The sequence below is a fragment of the Rothia sp. 27098_8_29 genome, from assembly GCF_041432785.1.
Classification (GTDB): Bacteria; Actinomycetota; Actinomycetes; order Actinomycetales; family Micrococcaceae; genus Rothia; species Rothia mucilaginosa.
Genome location: NZ_JAPWAI010000011.1, coordinates 1 through 16,638, shown reverse-complemented (window position 1 = coordinate 16,638; position 16,638 = coordinate 1). Strand labels below are relative to the sequence as shown.

Sequence of the window (16,638 nt, the reverse complement as noted above, 5' to 3'; positions counted from 1 at the left end):
TCGCTGCAACCGCGTCTATTTCCGCTGGCGACGCTGAGATCGGCAAGCTCATTGCTGAGGCAATGGAGAAGGTCGGCAAGGAAGGCGTCATCACCGTTGAGGACTCCAACACTTTCGGTCTGCACCTCGAACTGACTGAGGGTATGCGCTTCGACAAGGGCTTCCTGTCCGGTTACTTCGTGACCGACCCGGAGCGTCAGGAAGCAGTCCTGGAGGACCCCTACATCCTGGTTGTGAACCAGAAGATTTCGAACGTTAAGGACCTCGTTCCCGTCCTGGAGAAGGTCATGCAGTCCGGCAAGCCGCTGCTGATTGTTGCTGAGGACGTTGAGGGTGAGGCTCTGGCTCTGCTGGTGCTAAACAAGATGCGCGGCTCCATCAAGTCCGTGGCTGTGAAGGCTCCGGGCTTCGGTGACCGCCGTAAGGCTCAGATGGCTGACATTGCTATCCTGACCGGTGGCCAGGTCATTACCGAAGAGGTTGGCCTGTCCCTGGACGCAGCAACCCTGGACATGCTCGGTTCCGCTCGCAAGGTCGTTGTGACCAAGGACGAGACCACCATCATCGAGGGTGCAGGCGATGCAGCAGCTATCGAGGGTCGCGTGGCTCAGATTCGCGCAGAGATCGCTAACTCTGACTCCGACTACGACCGTGAGAAGCTGCAGGAGCGCCTGGCTAAGCTCGCCGGTGGCGTTGCTGTGCTGAAGGCTGGTGCCGCAACTGAGGTTGAGCTGAAGGAACGCAAGCACCGCATTGAAGATGCTGTGCGTAACGCTAAGGCTGCTGTTGAGGAGGGTATCGTCCCCGGTGGTGGCGTTGCTCTGATTCAGGCTGGCGTAAAGGTCTTCGACAAGCTGGAGCTGACCGGTGACGAGGCTACCGGCGCGAACATTGTGCGCGTGGCTATTGACGCACCGCTGAAGCAGATTGCTGCTAACGCTGGCCTGGAGCCGGGCGTTGTGGTTGACCGCGTTCGTTCCCTGCCTGCTGGTACCGGCCTGAACGCTGCGACCGGCGAGTACGAGGACCTGATGGCTGCCGGTATTGCTGACCCGGTGAAGGTGACCCGTTCGGCTCTGCAGAACGCTGCGTCTATTGCTGGTCTGTTCCTGACCACTGAGGCTGTTGTTGCGAACAAGCCGGAGCCCGCTGGTGCGGCCGCTCCCGGTGCGGACGGCATGGCAGGCATGATGTAGTAGAAATTTATCCCTGATGGGGTAAATTTCTACGGAATCCGTGGCACGCGAAGCGTGACCCGGTGGTGACCTAACGCTGGTACCCAAACCGGCGCAGGTCCACGCATCCGTATGAGGCGGGGGCGGCTACCATGAAGGGTGGCCGCCCCCGCTTTTGTGTGCCCATGCGTCCTGTCCCGGCGGTGGAGGCGGTAGAATGGCTCCTTATGGAATGCGCCTATTTTCGTGATGACCTCTGCTCCTCCTGCCCCAGCATTGAGACCGCCTACACCGCGCAGGTGCAGGCGAAGCAGGAGCATGCCCGCGCCCTGCTTGCCGCCCACCCGCAACTGCAGTGGCTGGATCCGGTGACCAGTGCGGAGGCGGGTTTCCGCAACAAGGCGAAGCTCGTGGTGGGCGGTTCGGCGAAGAACCCGACCCTCGGCATCGTGGATTACCGTACGGGCACCTCCACGGATCTTGGCGAATGCCCGCTCTATATGGAGCCGATTCAGGCGGCTATTCCGGTGCTGCGTGAGCTGATTCAGCGCGCGGACCTGACGCCCTATGACATTCCGAATCGTCGCGGTGAGCTGAAGAATATTCTGGTGACGGCTTCGGCGGCGGGCGAGCTGATGGTGCGTTTCGTGCTGCGTTCGAAGAAGCTGCTGGTGCCGATTCGCCGCCAGATGGACTGGCTGCAGGAGCGGCTGCCGAACCTGGCGGTGCTGTCGGTGAACCTGCTGCGTGAGCCGGTGGCGCGCGTCGAGGGCGATGAGGAGATTATCCTTTCGGAGCGTCAGACCCTGCCGATGCAGGTGAATGACCTGACTCTGCATTTGCGTCCGCAGAGCTTCTTCCAGACGAACACGAAGGTTGCGGAGGCGATGTACGCGCAGGGCCGTGAGTGGGTGCGTGAGGTGGCTCCGCGCTCGCTGTGGGACCTGTACTGCGGCGTGGGTGGTTTTGCTCTGCATGCCGCTTCGGTGATGGATGGCGGCTCGGTGACGGGTATTGAGATTAGTGCGGAGGCGGTCGCTTCGGCGCAGCGCACGGTCGCTGAGTATGGGCTTGAGGGCGTGGACTTTTCGGCTCAGGATGCACCGGAGTTCGCGGTGTCTTCGGGCACGGTGCCGCAGATGCTGGTGGTGAACCCGCCGCGCCGCGGTATTGGTGAGAGCTTGTGCGCGTGGATTGAGGGTTCGGGTATTGACCGTGTGGTGTATTCGAGCTGTAATGCGGTGACTTTGGCGAAGGACCTAGAGCGCATGCCCGCGTATGCGCCGGTGCAGGGCCGCGTGCTGGACATGTTCCCGCATACGGACCACTACGAGGTCATGGTGCTGCTGCAGAGGCAGTAGCGGCTTTTACTATGGAATATTAAATATCTTAAGAATCGGTATTCTAATTTTCGGGAGCGGATTAAATATATGTTATTTTCTAAAATCGCTAGGCAAATAATTGCCCTGGTTCCATTTGTTGCAATTGCAATAATTTTTCCACTCAAAGATGTTAGAAAATTTCTCTCTGGGTCAGAAACCCAGGGGGACTTGGCAAGCATTCTAGAATTTGCTATCTATTATCTAATAATATTAATTATATACTTATTATTATATGAAATTATCCTGAGGAAATTGTATTTATCTACCTCTTTAAAGTTGGAAGATGTAGGTGAGCGCGCGGTCTGCAATGAGAAGATAGGTCGTGCCCTCTTTACGGTGCGATTTAATTATCTGGTGACTAGGGTTTATAGATTTCTAAATTTGGGGCAGATAACATACGGGTATCCAAATGAAAATAAGGTTTGGAAAGGATTGAATAAGGCCTCGATTTATCGCAATATAGTCGCAATATTTAAATTTCTAATTGGTGTCCCTGTGCTAACTTCTCTGGCTCTTTCGTGCGTCTCCTTGGGTATTTTTAGTTTATCTAATATATCGACGGATGGGGCTCAAAAATTAATACTTCAATCATTGAGTATTAGAGTTGACTTGCTGGACTTGCTTTCAAAGTTGCCTCTAGTGGCCACATTGCTAGCCTTGGTGCCTACAGTTTTTTTCTTCTATTTTTATAGCCAGAAGCGCGATGTTCGAAAGATTATTGATAAAGAAAGCAGTAAACACCTCGAAGAGACTGTGTTGCTTTATGAAGGTTTGATGTTATGGATTGATAGGAATTTGTACAATGTATCAAATAATTATGATTATGTTATAAGAGTTCAAAAATCAATTATCTCTTCAAGGATGAAGAAAAAGGCTCCTAATTACGCTTCATTGACAGGTAGTACTCATTTTATCATGAGAAAAAATGATAATTTTCAATTTATTGAGTTGCCCGAGGCTGATGATTTTACTCAAATCGTTAATGGTCTATTGAGTGATAAATTGCATAGATATTCTAGGATGCTTGCTTGTAGGGATTACGATTTGTGGGAGCTTTATTGGGACCTGCTGTCACTAACGGATTCCAAGAAAGTTCATTGGTCATTTTATACGCGTTCTGGGGTTGAAGATTATATTTCTGCGATGACTGAATTGCCATATGATATTAATAAAGAAATGTTTGAAGAGGAGCGTAAACAGGAGTCCTCTATCTTGGCTAGTGACATATATAAAAAGCTCGAACTGTTGTACTCGTTAAAGCGTGGAAGTGACGCCATTAGGAAGTACCTTTACTCGTCAAGAATGGAGAAAGTCCTTGTAAGGGTTCTTCAAAAAGAAAAGCAATAAGTCATCTAACTGGGTGGAAAGTCGTTTATATCTATAGACGAATGTAATCTAGGTTTTTAGGACTGGCTATGTATAAGAGCGGTGGCATCTCGGACGGTTGTGTCCGAGGCGCCACCGCTTTTTCGTGCCTATTCTTGGGGCGCGGTTTAGCTCTCCGCTCTTAATCCTGTGCCGCGAGAATACCCGCCACGTACGCCACCTGACCCACGTGCTGTGCCGCGTCGTCAATCATGCTGATTAGGCGCACACCGCGAGTCACCGGCGGAGTCCAGGAACGGTCAATAACCTCGCTCAAATCAGCCTCGCTCAGCGTCTGTGCGTAGGCTGCGAGCGCCTCGCCGGTCGCCACAAGGTACTCCACCAGTAGCGCAGAATCTTCAACCACGATGGAGCGTGCCTGCTCGGCGGTGTGGCCGTAGCCCATGGTGTCGCCCAGCTCGCCCAGGTTGAAGCGTTCCCTGAAGCCCTGAGCCTCCCAGACCTGCGGCTGACCGTTCAGGGCGGAGAGCTGCATGTCCATTTGTCGTCCGGCGTGCCAGAGCAGCCAGGCGATAGAGTTCGGGTGCCCGCCCGGGTGGGCGTTGAGTGCCTCAGCTGATAGCCCCTTGACGGCTACGGCGGCTTCGATGCCGGGGCGGCTGGCGGCGTCACGCAGAATATCGTGGGTTTTCATGGAATCCTCCTGATTTTGCTGGCTTCCTTTAGGCCGGCTTCTTGTAGGGAGCCGGGTAGTTTTAGTCTACGCCCGCGCGGGCTGAGGGGTGACTGTGGAAGGAGAGAGGAGTCTTTGTGTTTATGGCGCACGTCGTAGATATAAAACTTGACGGTGTAAGTTTTTGCTGTCATAGTTGTACTTGTACCCGATACGGATACAACTAAGGTATGCGGCACACAACCCAGGAGGGGACATGGACACCAAATTCTCGGTAGCACTACACGTCCTAACGATGATCAGCGAAAGCGAAAAAACGCTCAGCTCCGAAGACCTCGCGCGTAGCGTCGGCACCAACGCCAGCTACATCCGCAAAATCATCACCCTCCTCAAAAAGGCAGACATCCTCAGCTCCCAGCGCGGCAAACCCGGCTACCAGCTCACCCGCCCGGCAGAGAACATTAGCCTCCTCGACATCTACCTCGCCGTCCAGGAAAGCCGCAGCATCAACCTCTTCCACACGCATCACAACGCGAACGAAGAATGCCCGGTCGGTGCCCACATCCTCCAGGCGGTCAACCCCATCTTCGAAGAAACCCAGCGGCACCTGGCTCAAGACCTCGCACTGCAAAGCCTGCGCAACGTCATCACAAACCTCTACACCGCGGCAGGAAAAACCCCTCCCGCATAACCGGCTCAAATACGGCACCAGAACTTACCGAATAACACCACACCCGAAAGGACACCTCATGAAGGCAGCACAGATCGTTTCTTACAACAAGAACAACATCGCCCTCACCGTCACCGACGTACCCGCACCCCGCCCCGCCGCACGGCAGGTACTCGTCAAGATCAGCACCGCAGGCGTCAACCCCCTCGACAACATGATTTCCCGCGGTGAAGTCAAGCTCATCACCCCCTACGCACTGCCCCAGATCGCAGGCAACGAAATCGTCGGCCGCGTAGAAGCCCTCGGCGAAGGCGTCACCTCCTTCAATGTCGGCGAGCGCGTCTTCGCCCGCCTGCCGCTGAACAGCATCGGCGCTTTCGCAGAATACGTAGCCGTGGATGCGGCCGCCCTGGCTCGCGTACCCGAATACCTCAGCGACGAAGAAGCGGCGGGCGTTCCCCTGACCGCCCTGACCGTCATGCAGGCATTCGACCTGATGGGCGCCCAGCCCGGCAAGACCATCTTCATCTCCGGCGGTACCGGCGGTGTGGGTGCCATGGCAATTCCCCTGGCAAAGGCTAAGGGCCTGACCGTCATCACTAACGGTAGCGCCTCCGGTAAGGAGCGCGTGCTGGGTCTTGGTGCTGACCGCTTCATCGACTACAAGACCGAAAACTACGCTGAAACCCTCAGCGGTATCGACTACGTGCTCGACACCCTCGGCGGCGACGAGACTGAAAAGCAGATGAGCATCATGGCGCCCGGCGGTCAGCTCGTCTCCCTGCGCGGCATGCCCAACAAGGCATTCGCACAGCGCATGGGCATGCCCTTCTGGAAGCAGCTGCTCTTCGGCGCGGCAGGTCGCACCATGGACCGCAAGGCGCAGAAGTACGGCGTGACCTACCACTTCATCTTCGTCGAATCTAACGGCGCGCAGCTGCAGCAGGTTGCTGACATCTTCGCTGAGCGTCAGATTAAGCCCTCCATCGACACTGTCTTCCCCTTCGAAGACGTCAATGCCGCCCTGGACAAGGTCGCTAACGGCCGCTCCAATGGCAAGACCGTCATCTCCTTCACCGCATAAGCGCCTCACTCAACGAAAAGAAGAATCGTGTCTTACCTCGAAACTCCCACCCGCCACATCACCGTCAACAACCAGAAGATTGCCTACCGAGAACTCGGCGAAGGCAACTCGGATATTCCGCTGGTCATGCTTATGCCCTAGCGGTGGGTGGGGTCAAGAAAAAATGTGGCGCGCGGGAATAATACTCACTTCTTCCCGTTGAACTCTGTGAAGACATCATCATCTAAATTTCACAGGAGAATATTATGACCACCCCCGCTCAGTTGCACTTTGACATGGTCGTCATCGGCTTCGGCAAGGGCGGCAAGACCCTCGCCGGCGCATACGCCAAGACCGGTAAGAACGTTGCCCTCATCGAACAGTCCACCGGCATGTACGGCGGCACCTGCATCAACATCGGTTGCGTACCCACCAAGGCGCTCGTGCACCGCGCCGACGAGTTCCGCGCCAGCGGCGAGCGCAGCCTTGAAGAAGCAAACGCTGCTTACGAATCCGCCGTGGTTTTCCGTGACAAGCTGACCGGCATGATGCGCGCCAAGAACCGCGAGATCCTGCTATCCAACGAGACCGCTAAGCTCATTGACGGTCACGCACGTTTCATCTCCGACACCGAGGTTGAGGTCACCGCGGGCGAGGACACCCTGCGCGTTACCGCCGACTACTTCATCGTCAACACCGGTGCCGTGTCGGTTATCCCGCCGATTGAGGGTATCCGCGAATCTGAGCGTGTGCTCACCTCCACCGAGCTGCAGAAGCTCACCCCGCGCCCCAAGCGTCTGGGCATTATCGGTGGCGGCCCCATCGGTGTTGAGTTTGCCGGTATTTTCTCCTCCTACGGTACCGAGGTGACCATTCTGGACGGTGCACCCGCCCTCTTCGGCCGCTACGACGAGGATGTTGCCCAGGTTGCCCGCGAGATTATCGCAGACCAGGACATTACCGCTCACACCGGCGTGCGTGTGCAGTCCTTCAAGGACGGCGCTGACTCGGTGACCGTGACCTACCTCGACTCCGAGGGTGCTACCCAGCAGCTGGAGGTGGACTACGTAATGGTTGCGACCGGTCGCAAGCCCGCCACCGAGGATCTGGGCCTGGAGAACACCAGCATCGAAACCAACGATCGCGGCGCAATTGTCGTGGATGAGCACCTGCGCAGCACCGTGCCGAACATTTTCGCGCTCGGTGACGTGAACGGCGGCCCGCAGTTCACCTACATCTCCATGGATGACTACCGCGTGGTGCTCTCCCAGCTGGTCGGTGACGGTTCCCGCTCCACCAAGGACCGCAAGGCAGTGGCTTCGACCATCTACATGAACCCGCCGCTGTCTTCCGTAGGCCTGACCGAGCGTGAGGCAATCGAGGCTGGCCACAAGGTGAAGGTCGCTTCGAAGCCGGTTGCCGCGGTTGCCGCGATGCCGCGCGCGAAGACCCAGGAGAACCCGCGCGGCATCATGAAGTTCGTGATTGACGCGCAGACCGATCAGATTCTGGGTGCCCAGCTGCTGGTGATCGAGTCCATGGAGGTTATTAACCTGGTGGCTCTGGCGATGCGCCACGGCATTACTGCTTCGCAGCTGCGCGATGAGATTTACACTCACCCCTCGATTACTGAGGGTCTGAATGAGGTTCTTGCCGTCGCGGCGCCCGTGAACTAGTTGAACTAGAATCGCGGCTGAATTCGCGGTTTGTATAGCGTTTCTGCTTGTCTGAGTGCTTCCCTGCCCGTTCCGTCCGTTGTGCTATCAACGGGGGTGCGGGTGGGGAAGCATTTTTGTTAAGGCTCATATATACCTAGTAGCTAAGCATGCCCTAAGATGGTTATGAGATAAGCGCAAGCTCACCGATTGGGTGGTCAGCGCGAGAGGGCTCGGAAGAGATACCCACTCGCGGCTACACCCACCACAGCGCACCGCCTGCGCCGCGCATACAACCGAAAACCAAAGGCACGAACCGGGAGAATCATGGCACTGCCCAAAATTAAGCCCTACACCTACGTCGACCGTGAACACAGCAACCGAGTGAGCTGGCCCGTGGACCCCTCCCGCGCTGTACTGCTCATGCACGACATGCAGGTACACTTCGTCCAGGCTTTCGAAGGGGCCAACCTGGGTGAGGGTAACGACAACCCGGACGCCCAGATCAACATCGCCATTCGGAACCTACGCCGCCTCATTGACGCCGCCCACGCCGCCGGAATCCCGGTCTACTACACCGCGCAGCCGCCGCGCCAGAACCCCGAAGACCGCCGCCTGCTCATCGACTTCTGGGGCGACGGCCTGCAGAACGACGAGTCCGCCCGCGTGCTCGACGAACTGGCACCCACCGACCGCGACACCGTGCTGACCAAGTGGCGCTACTCCGCGTTCGTGCGCAGCCCCTTCGAAGACCTGCTCAAGGAGTCTGGCCGCGACCAGCTCATTATCGGCGGCGTGTACGCGCACATTGGCTGCCTGACCACCGCCCTAGAGGCGTTCATGCGTGACATTCAGCCGTTCATGGTTGCGGATGCGCTCGCCGACTTCTCGGAGGAGGAGCACCGCATAGCGTGCGAGTACGCTTCGGGTCGTTGCGCCCGCGTGCTGAACACCGCCGATGTACTCGCTGACCTGCATGCTGCAGAAGGTGCTGAGAAGGCTGAGACTGCTGAGGAGGCGCGCGCATGAGCTGGGTCATTGTGACCGGCGCGAACGGCGGTATTGGTGAGGCAACCGTCCACCAACTCATCAAGAACGGCTATTCGGTGTTTGCGGCTGACCTCGCGGAGCAGCCCATTGCCTCCTTCGGTACCTACGGGGATGCGATCTTCCGCTACCGCGCCGTAGACGTTACGAGCGAAGAGTCCGTCACCGCCCTCGCCAACGCTGTAGCGGCACTCGACGAACCCATCACCGGCGCGGTGCTCGCCGCGGGCATCGCCCACAGCCAGCCGTTGCTGGAAACCAGTTTCGATACCTGGAAGCGCCTGCACGCGGTCAACTCCGACGGAGTGTTCCTGTGCCTGCGCGAATTCGCGCGCATCATGATTGCCCAGCAGGAAAGCGACCCGGCGAACAGCCGCTCCCTGGTGACGGTCGCTTCCAATGCGGCGCGTGTGCCCCGCGCGGAGTTTGGCGCCTACGGTGCATCGAAGGCGTCGGCGGCGCGGGTGAGTTCCAGCTTCGGTCTGCAGCTTGCCGCGCACGGTATTCGCGTGAACTCGGTTTGCCCCGGCACCACCCGAACCCCCATGGTGACTGACGCCTGGGAGGGTGAGGACCGCTCCGCCCTGCCGGTTGCCGGTAATCCGGAAACGTTCCGCCTGGGCATTCCGCTGCGCCGTATTGCCGACCCGGCAGATATTGCGGCGGTCAATGCTTTCCTCATTTCGGAGGCAGCACGCCACATCACCATGCAGGAGATTGTCGCCGACGGCGGCGCGACCCTCTAACGGCACCCCGCGTCCGGCGTTTAGATGCCCGGCGCGAACCCGCACACCACTGATAGAAGTACGATGACGAACCTTCCCGACTTTATCTTTGCTACCGGCACCCGCGTTCTGCGCGCATCCGGTGCGATGACCCCTGTAACCTTCGATAATGCCCTGGACGAGGCGAAACGTGCCGGTAGCGCCGTCGTGGGTCTGATTCCTTTTGACCCTGATATGCCCGCCTACCTCTTCGTGCCTGAACGCATGGAGGAGCAGCAGGTGCCGGTCCCCGAGCAGACCGTGGCGCTTGCCGAACCGGTATCGGTCACCGGCCGGCAGAACGACCGGTTCCGTGCCGCCGTGGCGACCGCCGTGGAGCGCATGAAGGCGGGCGAACTGAGTAAAATTGTGCTCTCGCGCGTGCTCACCGCCCGCTACGCACCCGGCGCTCTCAACCTGGAGGCGCTGTACAACAACCTGCGCGCCCAGCAGCGTTCCGCGTTCAACTTTGCGGTGCGCCTGCCCGACGGCGAGCGCGGTATGAGCGGAAGCTACCTGATGGGTGCCTCCCCGGAGCTGGTGTTCCGCACCGAGGGCCGCGCCTTCAAGACCCACCCGCTTGCCGGTAGTGCCCCGCGCATTGCCGAGCCCGGTAGCGCCGAGGACGAGGCGATTCGTGACCGCCTGTTCGCCTCGCCGAAGGACCGCCACGAGCACGCCTACGTCATCAACGATATTGCCGAGCGCCTGGCACCCATCGCCGAGGAGCTGAACGTGCCGCAGGTGCCCTCGCTGCTGCAGACCCCGCAGCTTTGGCACCTGGCGACCCCCATCGACGGTGTGCTGAAGGAGGGGCTGACCTGCCTGGACGGTGCCCGCGCAATCCACCCGACCCCCGCGATTTGCGGTGCCCCCACCGAGAAAGCACTCGATCTGATTCGCCAGCTGGAGTCTTTCGAACGCCGCTACTTTGGCGGCCTGGTCGGCTACATGGACGCCGAGGGTAACGGCGAGTGGGCGCTGGTGCTGCGTTGCGCCCAGGTCAGCCCGGACGAGGCGGTGCTGTACGCGGGTGCGGGTATTGTGGCTGAGTCCGACCCGGAGCTGGAACACACGGAGACCGGTACGAAGCTCGGTAGCTTCGGCCGCGCCCTGGGTGTGGACACCCTGGGCGAAGATACCCCTTAGGTTCTGCCACGAACGCCTTGACGAGGCAGAATACAACGACGGAACGCGCTCGCTGGCATGGCGGGCGCGTTCAGTCGTTGTATCAGGTGTTAGGGGATTGAGCGCGGCTAATCGGTGAGCAGGCGCTTGAGCTCCAGGGGAGTAGCCACCGGTAGAAGCTGAGCCTCAACCTGCGCGGGCTCACCCTCGGCAGGGTTCTCCACTGCCAGGGCGATGAGCATCTTCTGCGCGTGCTCGGGGTTCTCCGCGTCGGGCAGTGCCACGGGTACCCACTGCAAGCTAAAGCTCCGCTCGGCAACCTCGCCGCCCTGATTACCGACATGGGGCGCGCTAAAGGTCGCTTGGGCGGTCAAGCTGTCCTGAGTCAGTACGCGCAGGGCGGTCGGCTCGGGAGCGTTGCTGTCCAGAAGGTCCCCCGGGATCTCCTCGTTCATGGCAAGTTCGAGCGCATCCAGCAGTGCATCGGTGAGTTGCACCCGAACCAGGGACGGCACCACGCTCAGGCCGTGGCCAGTCGCCTTGAGCACCGCCTCCTTAGCGGTCCACAGCGCCACAGAGAGCAGATGCAGTACGGGCGCGGGGCGTTCCTGCGCCACTCGCTCATAGAACGCGCGTTCTTCAGTGGAGAGCGCCAGACGCGCAAAACCGGAGAACAGGCGCGCATCCAGGGTCTCAACATCCACGCCGAGCACCGCCGAGGGGTTACGGCTAAACGCACCCACGACTAGCGGATTCACCTGCGACATATTGAAATTCACGCCCGCAATACGCGGCTTACCGTGCTTCTTACCGCTGGTGCACAGGGTGCAGGAACGATCCACCTCAATCTCAGAAGCGGCACTGGAGGGCACATCCAGACGCGCCGCCGCCATAGCGCGCATGAGCGCCTGAGTGCTCAGGTAGCTGACCGCCGCCGTGGAGGTCGGCAACTGAGCCGCATGCTGCTGCTCAGCAAGCCCCAGGTAGCTCAACCAGCTAAAACGCAGGGAACCGTACATTGTGCGGGTGGGAAGAGCGAAAATCTGCACGCGCTCGCTCGGGCGGGCGGTAGGGCGCTCCGGGCGCTGTGCGCTGGGTGTTTCGGGGGCAGAATAGCTCATAGGTTTAGTGTACCCGCCCGGCATTACGGCAATGGGCGCGTCCGAGGCTGCTTGAGGTTGTCCACGGTGGCGACCGTGCGCTACACACCCTCGCCGCCGGTGCGGTAAAGTCATCACAGACATCATTACGGACAGCCGCCCGCACAATAGAGCGGCGGCACAGAAAGAAGGTACCGTGAACAGCACGCAAGAGATCATTGCCGCCGCAGACGGCTCGGCGCTGGGCAACCCCGGACCGGCGGGCTGGGCATGGTATATCGACGACGACCACTGGGCGAGCGGCGGCTGGGCGCACGGCACCAACAATATGGGTGAGCTCAAGGCTGTCCTGGACCTGTTCGAGGCGACCGCATCCCGCCCGGAGGCGAAGCTGCGCGTGTACTGCGATAGCCAGTACGTCATTAACTCGCTGACCAAGTGGATGCCCGGCTGGAAGAAGAAGGGCTGGAAGAAGTCTGACGGCAAGCCCGTGCTCAACCGCGACCTTCTGGAGGCGCTGGATCAGGCGCTGACCGGCCGCGACTACGAGTTTATTTGGGTGAAGGGCCACGCGGGTCACGAGCTCAACGAGAAGGCGGATTCCCTGGCGAATGGTGCTGCGCGCGCCTATCAGGAGGGCCGCGAACCCGCGCACGGTCCCGGCTTCGGTGCGTCTGCTGAACCCGCTACTGCGGTTGTGGAGCCTGTGGCTGTTGGGGTGCCGATTGTGAACGCTCCGGTTGCAGAACCTGCACTCTCTGACGTTGCCCTCTCTGAGGTTGTGTTCTCTGAGCCGGAGCCCTCCGAGTCTTCCGCGGACGCCCATCTGCCCGTGCAGGAATTCACCGCAGCCGAGATCGAGAACGCCCAGCGCGGCGTGGAGAGCCTGCGCCTGTCCGGTCTGCTGCGCCCCGCCTCCGCAGTGAACGCCCCCGATCCGGAGGCGGTCCGCACCCGCAAGGAGCAGCTGGCGCTCGCGGCAGAGCGTGCCGCCGAGCGTGACGCAAAGGCGCTGGCGCGCCAGCAGGAGACCGCTCAGCAGGCATCGAACGCCGCGCAGGCGGAAGAAGAGGATGACCTGACCGGTCTGGAAGAGTTCGCGGGCATGGACCCGAATGATGTTGACCCGGCGGAACTTCTGGGTGAGACGGAAGAACATGCAGAAGAGCAGGTGGTAGAGCCTGCTCAGGTTGAGGCACCCGTGGAGGAAGCGCCCGCATCTGCTCCCGCTCAGCCCGCTGAGCCTGCGCCCGTTGCTCCCGCCGCGCCTGCCCCGAACCCCGTTGTCCTGAATCCTGAGGAAGCCGCCGCCGCAGAACAGCTGCTCGAAAGCCGCGGCTCTGTCATGGAGGCGGCGCAGCTGGAGTCCATGCTGCACGAGCGTCTGGTGTGGGTGACCGCCACCGGAAAGTCGGTGTCCCGCTCCTCGGTGCTGCAGTACCGTGAACGCGCCTTCACTCAGCAGGGTGGCCCGCTTAAGCAGGGTGTGCAGGTGCTGGATTCTTCCAGCGTGCTGGTCATGGCGGCGGTTGCGACCGCGCGTGGTCGCGTGAGCCGTTCGAGCATCTGGCATTACGATGCTGAGCGCGGCCTGTGGCGTCTGCGTTTCCGCCAGGAGACCCCCGCCGCATAAGGTTCAATCGCCTGGTTCACGGGCTTCTGAGCTCTCAAAATTTCCGTGCAATAAAACCCCGCCGCATCCTCACTTTCGAGGATGCGGCGGGGTTTTCTCAATAGATATTCGCCGCCTTCTGGCGAATCTGGCAGGCGGTGTGCCGTGCGGCCGGGACCTTTTAGCTGCCCGGTCTGCCGCCTGCCTGCGGGTGGGCCTTAGAATCTGTAGCCCTGACCCCTTAGCCGACGAACATGGAGGCGTTAGCCTGCTCGGTGTCTGCGTAGTTTACGCCTGCGCGGGTGAGTGCCTCGTTGATCTGGGTGATGGATGCTTCGACCTGGCGCTGGGTTGCGTGCCACTGGTCCAGTACGCCCTGGAAGTTAGCGGATGCGGAGCCGGTCCAGGAGCTCTGCAAATCGTGCAGGGATGCGGTCATACCGTTGACGTCTGCGGTAATGGATGCGACGTAGGATCGTGCCTGTGCGCTCTTGGCTGCGATGACTTCGGAATCGACATTGAACTGTGCCATGGTTTTTCTCCTTTGAGATATGTGAGATATGTGGGGCGGTTGCCCCGTGGTGGCGCTTGGGGTTTGGATCTCTGGAAGGGTTGAGTTCCTGACCGGAAGCTTGTTATCACTATATCTTTCAAAATGCATCAAATGAGACGAAAAATAATTATTAAATAAATCTGTGGATAAACCCGTCAGATTCACTCCAGCATCTCGAAAAAATCGAAAACCCTCCCAAAAATGACGCCGCCATGACGCGCGCTCGGTTGCTCCCGCTGTTCTTTAGCCGCGCCGCTCCTTCTTACTCGCGCTCTCTTTACTCGCGCCGCCGCGAGTTATCATCCCGCCTCCGGCGCACAGCAAAACCCCCGAACCGTAGAACACTCAAGTTCCACAATCCGGGGGTTTATGCATCAGTGCTACTTCATCAGCTGATCATCCGAGACGGGCGGCGGGTAGAACGGCAAAGAAATCACGAAGGTAGCGCCGCCACCATCGGTCTCTTCAATGTGAATCCTGCCCTCATGCTGCTCGATAATCGCAGCCACAATGGACAGACCCAGACCCGTACCGCCGGTTTCACGCGAACGTGAAGCATCGGTGCGGTAGAAACGCTCGAAGACGCGCTCGCGGTCCTCGCCGTGAATACCGGGGCCGTGGTCGCGCACCTCCAGCACGGACAGCGGGAAGCCGGGAACCTCTTCGCGCACGCCCACCGCAATCTCCAGGGGAGAACCGTCGGGGGTATAGCGCATGGCGTTGGTTAGCAGGTTCGCCACGACCTGACGCAGGCGTGATTCGTCGCCGAGCACGGTTGCGGAGGTCGGCGCCACCTCTTCGTTCAGACCCACCAGGGACACTGCACGGTCGGGTGCCGTAGCGTAGGCGTCGTTGCTAGCGTCCACCGCCAGGTTGAACAGGTCGAAGGGCGCCAGCTTGGATTCACGGCGCTCATCAATACGCGCCAGGGTCAGCAGGTCTTCCACGAGCTGACCCATACGCTTGGACTCCGATTCGATGCGGCTCATCGCGGTAGCGACAGCCTCATCGGTCGGTAGCGCGCCCTGACGGTACAGCTCCGAGTAGCCTCGAATACTGACCAGAGGGGTGCGCAGCTCATGCGAAGCGTCACCCACGAAGCGGCGCATTTTCGCCTCGCTCTTCTCGCGGGCTTTGAAGAGCATTTCAATCTGGGTGAGCATCGTGTTCAGCGAAACCGCGAGGTTACCGATCTCGTTGCTGGGGTTGTAGTCCTCAATACGCTGAGAGAGGTCACCGGCAGCGATCTTGGCGGCGGTCTGCTCCACGCGAGCCAGCGGCTCGAAGGTGCGGGTCACAATCACCCAGGTCATCGCAATCGCGGAGGCGAGAGTCGCCAAACCAAACGCGAAGGTCAGCACACCTACGAGGGCGACCACCTGGTTCGTTTGTTTCAGCGGCATGGCAATAACCATGGATGCCGCCTCCGTCAGCCCAGAAGAATCTTTCGATTCAATGGGTACGGCGAGCACACGCCAATCGGAGGAGCTGCCCACCGAGTTGACGGTGACCGCCTCTTCGTTTTGCTTGCGAACCTTCTCTTCGGTCCAGCCTTGCAGTGCCGGCTCGCTGAACTGACCGCTGTCCTCGGATTTGAGCGAGTACAGTACGTTGCCGTCCTTGTCGAGCAGGTACAGGCGGTAGGTGCTCAGGGATTGTTCCTGATTGCCGGAGGGGCGCACGGTCGCCAGCTGCACGAGTGAGGGGGCGCTGTTCTTCATCTCTTCGTCCAGCTGGTGCACCATCTGGGCGCGCAGAGCGGAAATCGCCACCAGGCTCGTCACCGCGATGGAGAGGGCGATGAGCATGGAGGTGATGAGCACCAGCTGGGTGCGAAGGGAAAGAGACTGGGGGATCCGGTCGAGGGGTTTGAGCGCCACGTTAGCCTCGAGAACCGCGAATCATGTAGCCCACACCGCGCTTGGTGTGGATGAGCGGCTCGTGGTTTTCACGGTTGTTGTCGATCTTGCGGCGCAGGTACGAAATGTAGGACTCAACGATGGAGGAGTCGCCGTTGAAGTCGTACTCCCACACGTGGTCGAGAATCTGCGCCTTGGACAGCACGCGGTTGGCGTTGAGCATCAGGTAGTGCAGCAGGTTGAACTCGGTGGGGGAGAGGTCAATCTCTTCGTCACCGAGGAACACTTCGTGGGTGTCCACGTTCAGGGTGAGGGCGTCAACGCGCAGTACGGCGTCGTCCTCGTCCTGGATGCTGCGGCTACGGCGCAGAATGGCGCGGATGCGGGCGATCACCTCGTCGAGGGAGAAGGGCTTGGTGACGTAGTCGTCACCACCGGCACCCAGACCGGTCACCTTGTCCTCGGTGGCGTCCTTTGCGGTCAGGAAGAGCACGGGGGTGGTGGTGCCGTTTTCGCGCAGGCGGCGGGTCACCTCGAAGCCGTCCATGCCGGGCATCATGACGTCCAGGACGATGAGGTCGGGGTTTTCGGCGTGCGCCTTTTCGAGGGCTTCGCGGCCGTTGCCGGCGGT

General features: G+C 59.7%; 15 protein-coding genes. 10 read left to right on the top strand and 5 right to left on the bottom strand.

All coding sequences use genetic code 11. From position 1 onward, the window contains the following. The 3 genes from groEL to O3649_RS08785 form a co-directional block, all read left to right on the top strand. Window positions 1-1,196, top strand: a 1,196-nt coding sequence (groEL, locus tag O3649_RS08795; RefSeq protein ID WP_371573838.1) for a chaperonin GroEL, incomplete at its 5' end; no start/stop codon positions are given. Window positions 1,197-1,402: 206 nt separating this feature from the next. Continuing rightward, a complete protein-coding gene (gene rlmC / locus O3649_RS08790; protein WP_371573840.1) occupies window positions 1,403-2,536 on the top strand; it encodes a 23S rRNA (uracil(747)-C(5))-methyltransferase RlmC in 1,134 nt (377 codons plus the stop codon). A gap of 69 nt (window positions 2,537-2,605) precedes the next feature. Beyond that, window positions 2,606-3,904, top strand: coding sequence for a hypothetical protein (locus O3649_RS08785; RefSeq protein ID WP_371573836.1), 1,299 nt, complete (start codon window positions 2,606-2,608; stop codon window positions 3,902-3,904). 160 nt (window positions 3,905-4,064) lie between these two features. On the opposite strand, the gene O3649_RS08780 is transcribed toward O3649_RS08785, so the two are convergent. Further along, window positions 4,065-4,577, bottom strand: a complete 513-nt coding sequence (locus O3649_RS08780) for a DinB family protein (protein ID WP_371573834.1) — start codon at window positions 4,575-4,577, stop codon at window positions 4,065-4,067. A gap of 235 nt (window positions 4,578-4,812) precedes the next feature. On the opposite strand from O3649_RS08780, the gene O3649_RS08775 reads away from it, so the two are divergent. From O3649_RS08775 to O3649_RS08750, 6 genes are all read left to right on the top strand, one after another. Continuing rightward, window positions 4,813-5,247, top strand: coding sequence for an Rrf2 family transcriptional regulator (locus O3649_RS08775; RefSeq protein WP_371573832.1), 435 nt, complete (start codon window positions 4,813-4,815; stop codon window positions 5,245-5,247). Between the two features lie 58 nt (window positions 5,248-5,305). Beyond that, complete coding sequence (locus O3649_RS08770; RefSeq protein WP_371573830.1) at window positions 5,306-6,310, top strand: NADP-dependent oxidoreductase; 1,005 nt, start codon at window positions 5,306-5,308, stop codon at window positions 6,308-6,310. A 245-nt stretch (window positions 6,311-6,555) separates the two neighbouring features. Continuing rightward, complete coding sequence (locus O3649_RS08765; RefSeq protein ID WP_371573828.1) at window positions 6,556-7,965, top strand: FAD-dependent oxidoreductase; 1,410 nt, start codon at window positions 6,556-6,558, stop codon at window positions 7,963-7,965. Between the two features lie 306 nt (window positions 7,966-8,271). Next, entirely contained in the window at window positions 8,272-8,973 is a 702-nt protein-coding gene (locus O3649_RS08760) for an isochorismatase family protein (protein ID WP_371573826.1), read from the top strand. Further along, window positions 8,970-9,737 carry an SDR family oxidoreductase gene (locus O3649_RS08755; RefSeq protein ID WP_371573825.1) on the top strand — a complete coding sequence of 256 codons (768 nt, stop codon included), beginning with the start codon at window positions 8,970-8,972 and terminating at the stop codon, window positions 9,735-9,737. The genes O3649_RS08760 and O3649_RS08755 overlap by 4 nt, the downstream gene beginning before the upstream one ends. Window positions 9,738-9,800: 63 nt before the next feature. Next, window positions 9,801-10,904 (top strand): isochorismate synthase MenF, encoded by a 1,104-nt coding sequence (locus tag O3649_RS08750; RefSeq protein WP_371573823.1) that lies wholly within the window; start codon window positions 9,801-9,803, stop codon window positions 10,902-10,904. 107 nt (window positions 10,905-11,011) lie between these two features. Here the strand turns inward: O3649_RS08750 and O3649_RS08745 are convergent, their stop codons facing one another. Continuing rightward, complete coding sequence (locus O3649_RS08745; protein ID WP_371573821.1) at window positions 11,012-12,004, bottom strand: 4'-phosphopantetheinyl transferase superfamily protein; 993 nt, start codon at window positions 12,002-12,004, stop codon at window positions 11,012-11,014. Window positions 12,005-12,179: 175 nt separating this feature from the next. Here O3649_RS08745 and O3649_RS08740 point away from each other — a divergent pair, with 175 nt between their 5' ends. Continuing rightward, window positions 12,180-13,616, top strand: a complete 1,437-nt coding sequence (locus O3649_RS08740) for an RNase H family protein (RefSeq protein ID WP_371573819.1) — start codon at window positions 12,180-12,182, stop codon at window positions 13,614-13,616. A 220-nt stretch (window positions 13,617-13,836) separates the two neighbouring features. On the opposite strand, the gene O3649_RS08735 is transcribed toward O3649_RS08740, so the two are convergent. From O3649_RS08735 to O3649_RS08725, 3 genes are all read right to left on the bottom strand, one after another. Beyond that, complete coding sequence (locus O3649_RS08735; RefSeq protein ID WP_005504526.1) at window positions 13,837-14,127, bottom strand: WXG100 family type VII secretion target; 291 nt, start codon at window positions 14,125-14,127, stop codon at window positions 13,837-13,839. A 401-nt stretch (window positions 14,128-14,528) separates the two neighbouring features. After that, window positions 14,529-16,028, bottom strand: a complete 1,500-nt coding sequence (locus O3649_RS08730) for an ATP-binding protein (RefSeq protein WP_371573817.1) — start codon at window positions 16,026-16,028, stop codon at window positions 14,529-14,531. A gap of 1 nt (window position 16,029) precedes the next feature. Then, window positions 16,030-16,638 (bottom strand): response regulator transcription factor (locus O3649_RS08725; protein ID WP_371573815.1); only part of this gene is annotated, 609 nt, incomplete at its 5' end.

Coding starts and splice junctions, on each gene's coding strand:
- rlmC (WP_371573840.1), top strand. CDS start 1,403: ATGGAATGCGCCTATTTTCGTGATGACCTCTGCTCCTCCTGCCCCAGC.
- O3649_RS08785 (WP_371573836.1), top strand. CDS start 2,606: ATGTTATTTTCTAAAATCGCTAGGCAAATAATTGCCCTGGTTCCATTT.
- O3649_RS08780 (WP_371573834.1), bottom strand. CDS start 4,577: ATGAAAACCCACGATATTCTGCGTGACGCCGCCAGCCGCCCCGGCATC.
- O3649_RS08775 (WP_371573832.1), top strand. CDS start 4,813: ATGGACACCAAATTCTCGGTAGCACTACACGTCCTAACGATGATCAGC.
- O3649_RS08770 (WP_371573830.1), top strand. CDS start 5,306: ATGAAGGCAGCACAGATCGTTTCTTACAACAAGAACAACATCGCCCTC.
- O3649_RS08765 (WP_371573828.1), top strand. CDS start 6,556: ATGACCACCCCCGCTCAGTTGCACTTTGACATGGTCGTCATCGGCTTC.
- O3649_RS08760 (WP_371573826.1), top strand. CDS start 8,272: ATGGCACTGCCCAAAATTAAGCCCTACACCTACGTCGACCGTGAACAC.
- O3649_RS08755 (WP_371573825.1), top strand. CDS start 8,970: ATGAGCTGGGTCATTGTGACCGGCGCGAACGGCGGTATTGGTGAGGCA.
- O3649_RS08750 (WP_371573823.1), top strand. CDS start 9,801: ATGACGAACCTTCCCGACTTTATCTTTGCTACCGGCACCCGCGTTCTG.
- O3649_RS08745 (WP_371573821.1), bottom strand. CDS start 12,004: ATGAGCTATTCTGCCCCCGAAACACCCAGCGCACAGCGCCCGGAGCGC.
- O3649_RS08735 (WP_005504526.1), bottom strand. CDS start 14,127: ATGGCACAGTTCAATGTCGATTCCGAAGTCATCGCAGCCAAGAGCGCA.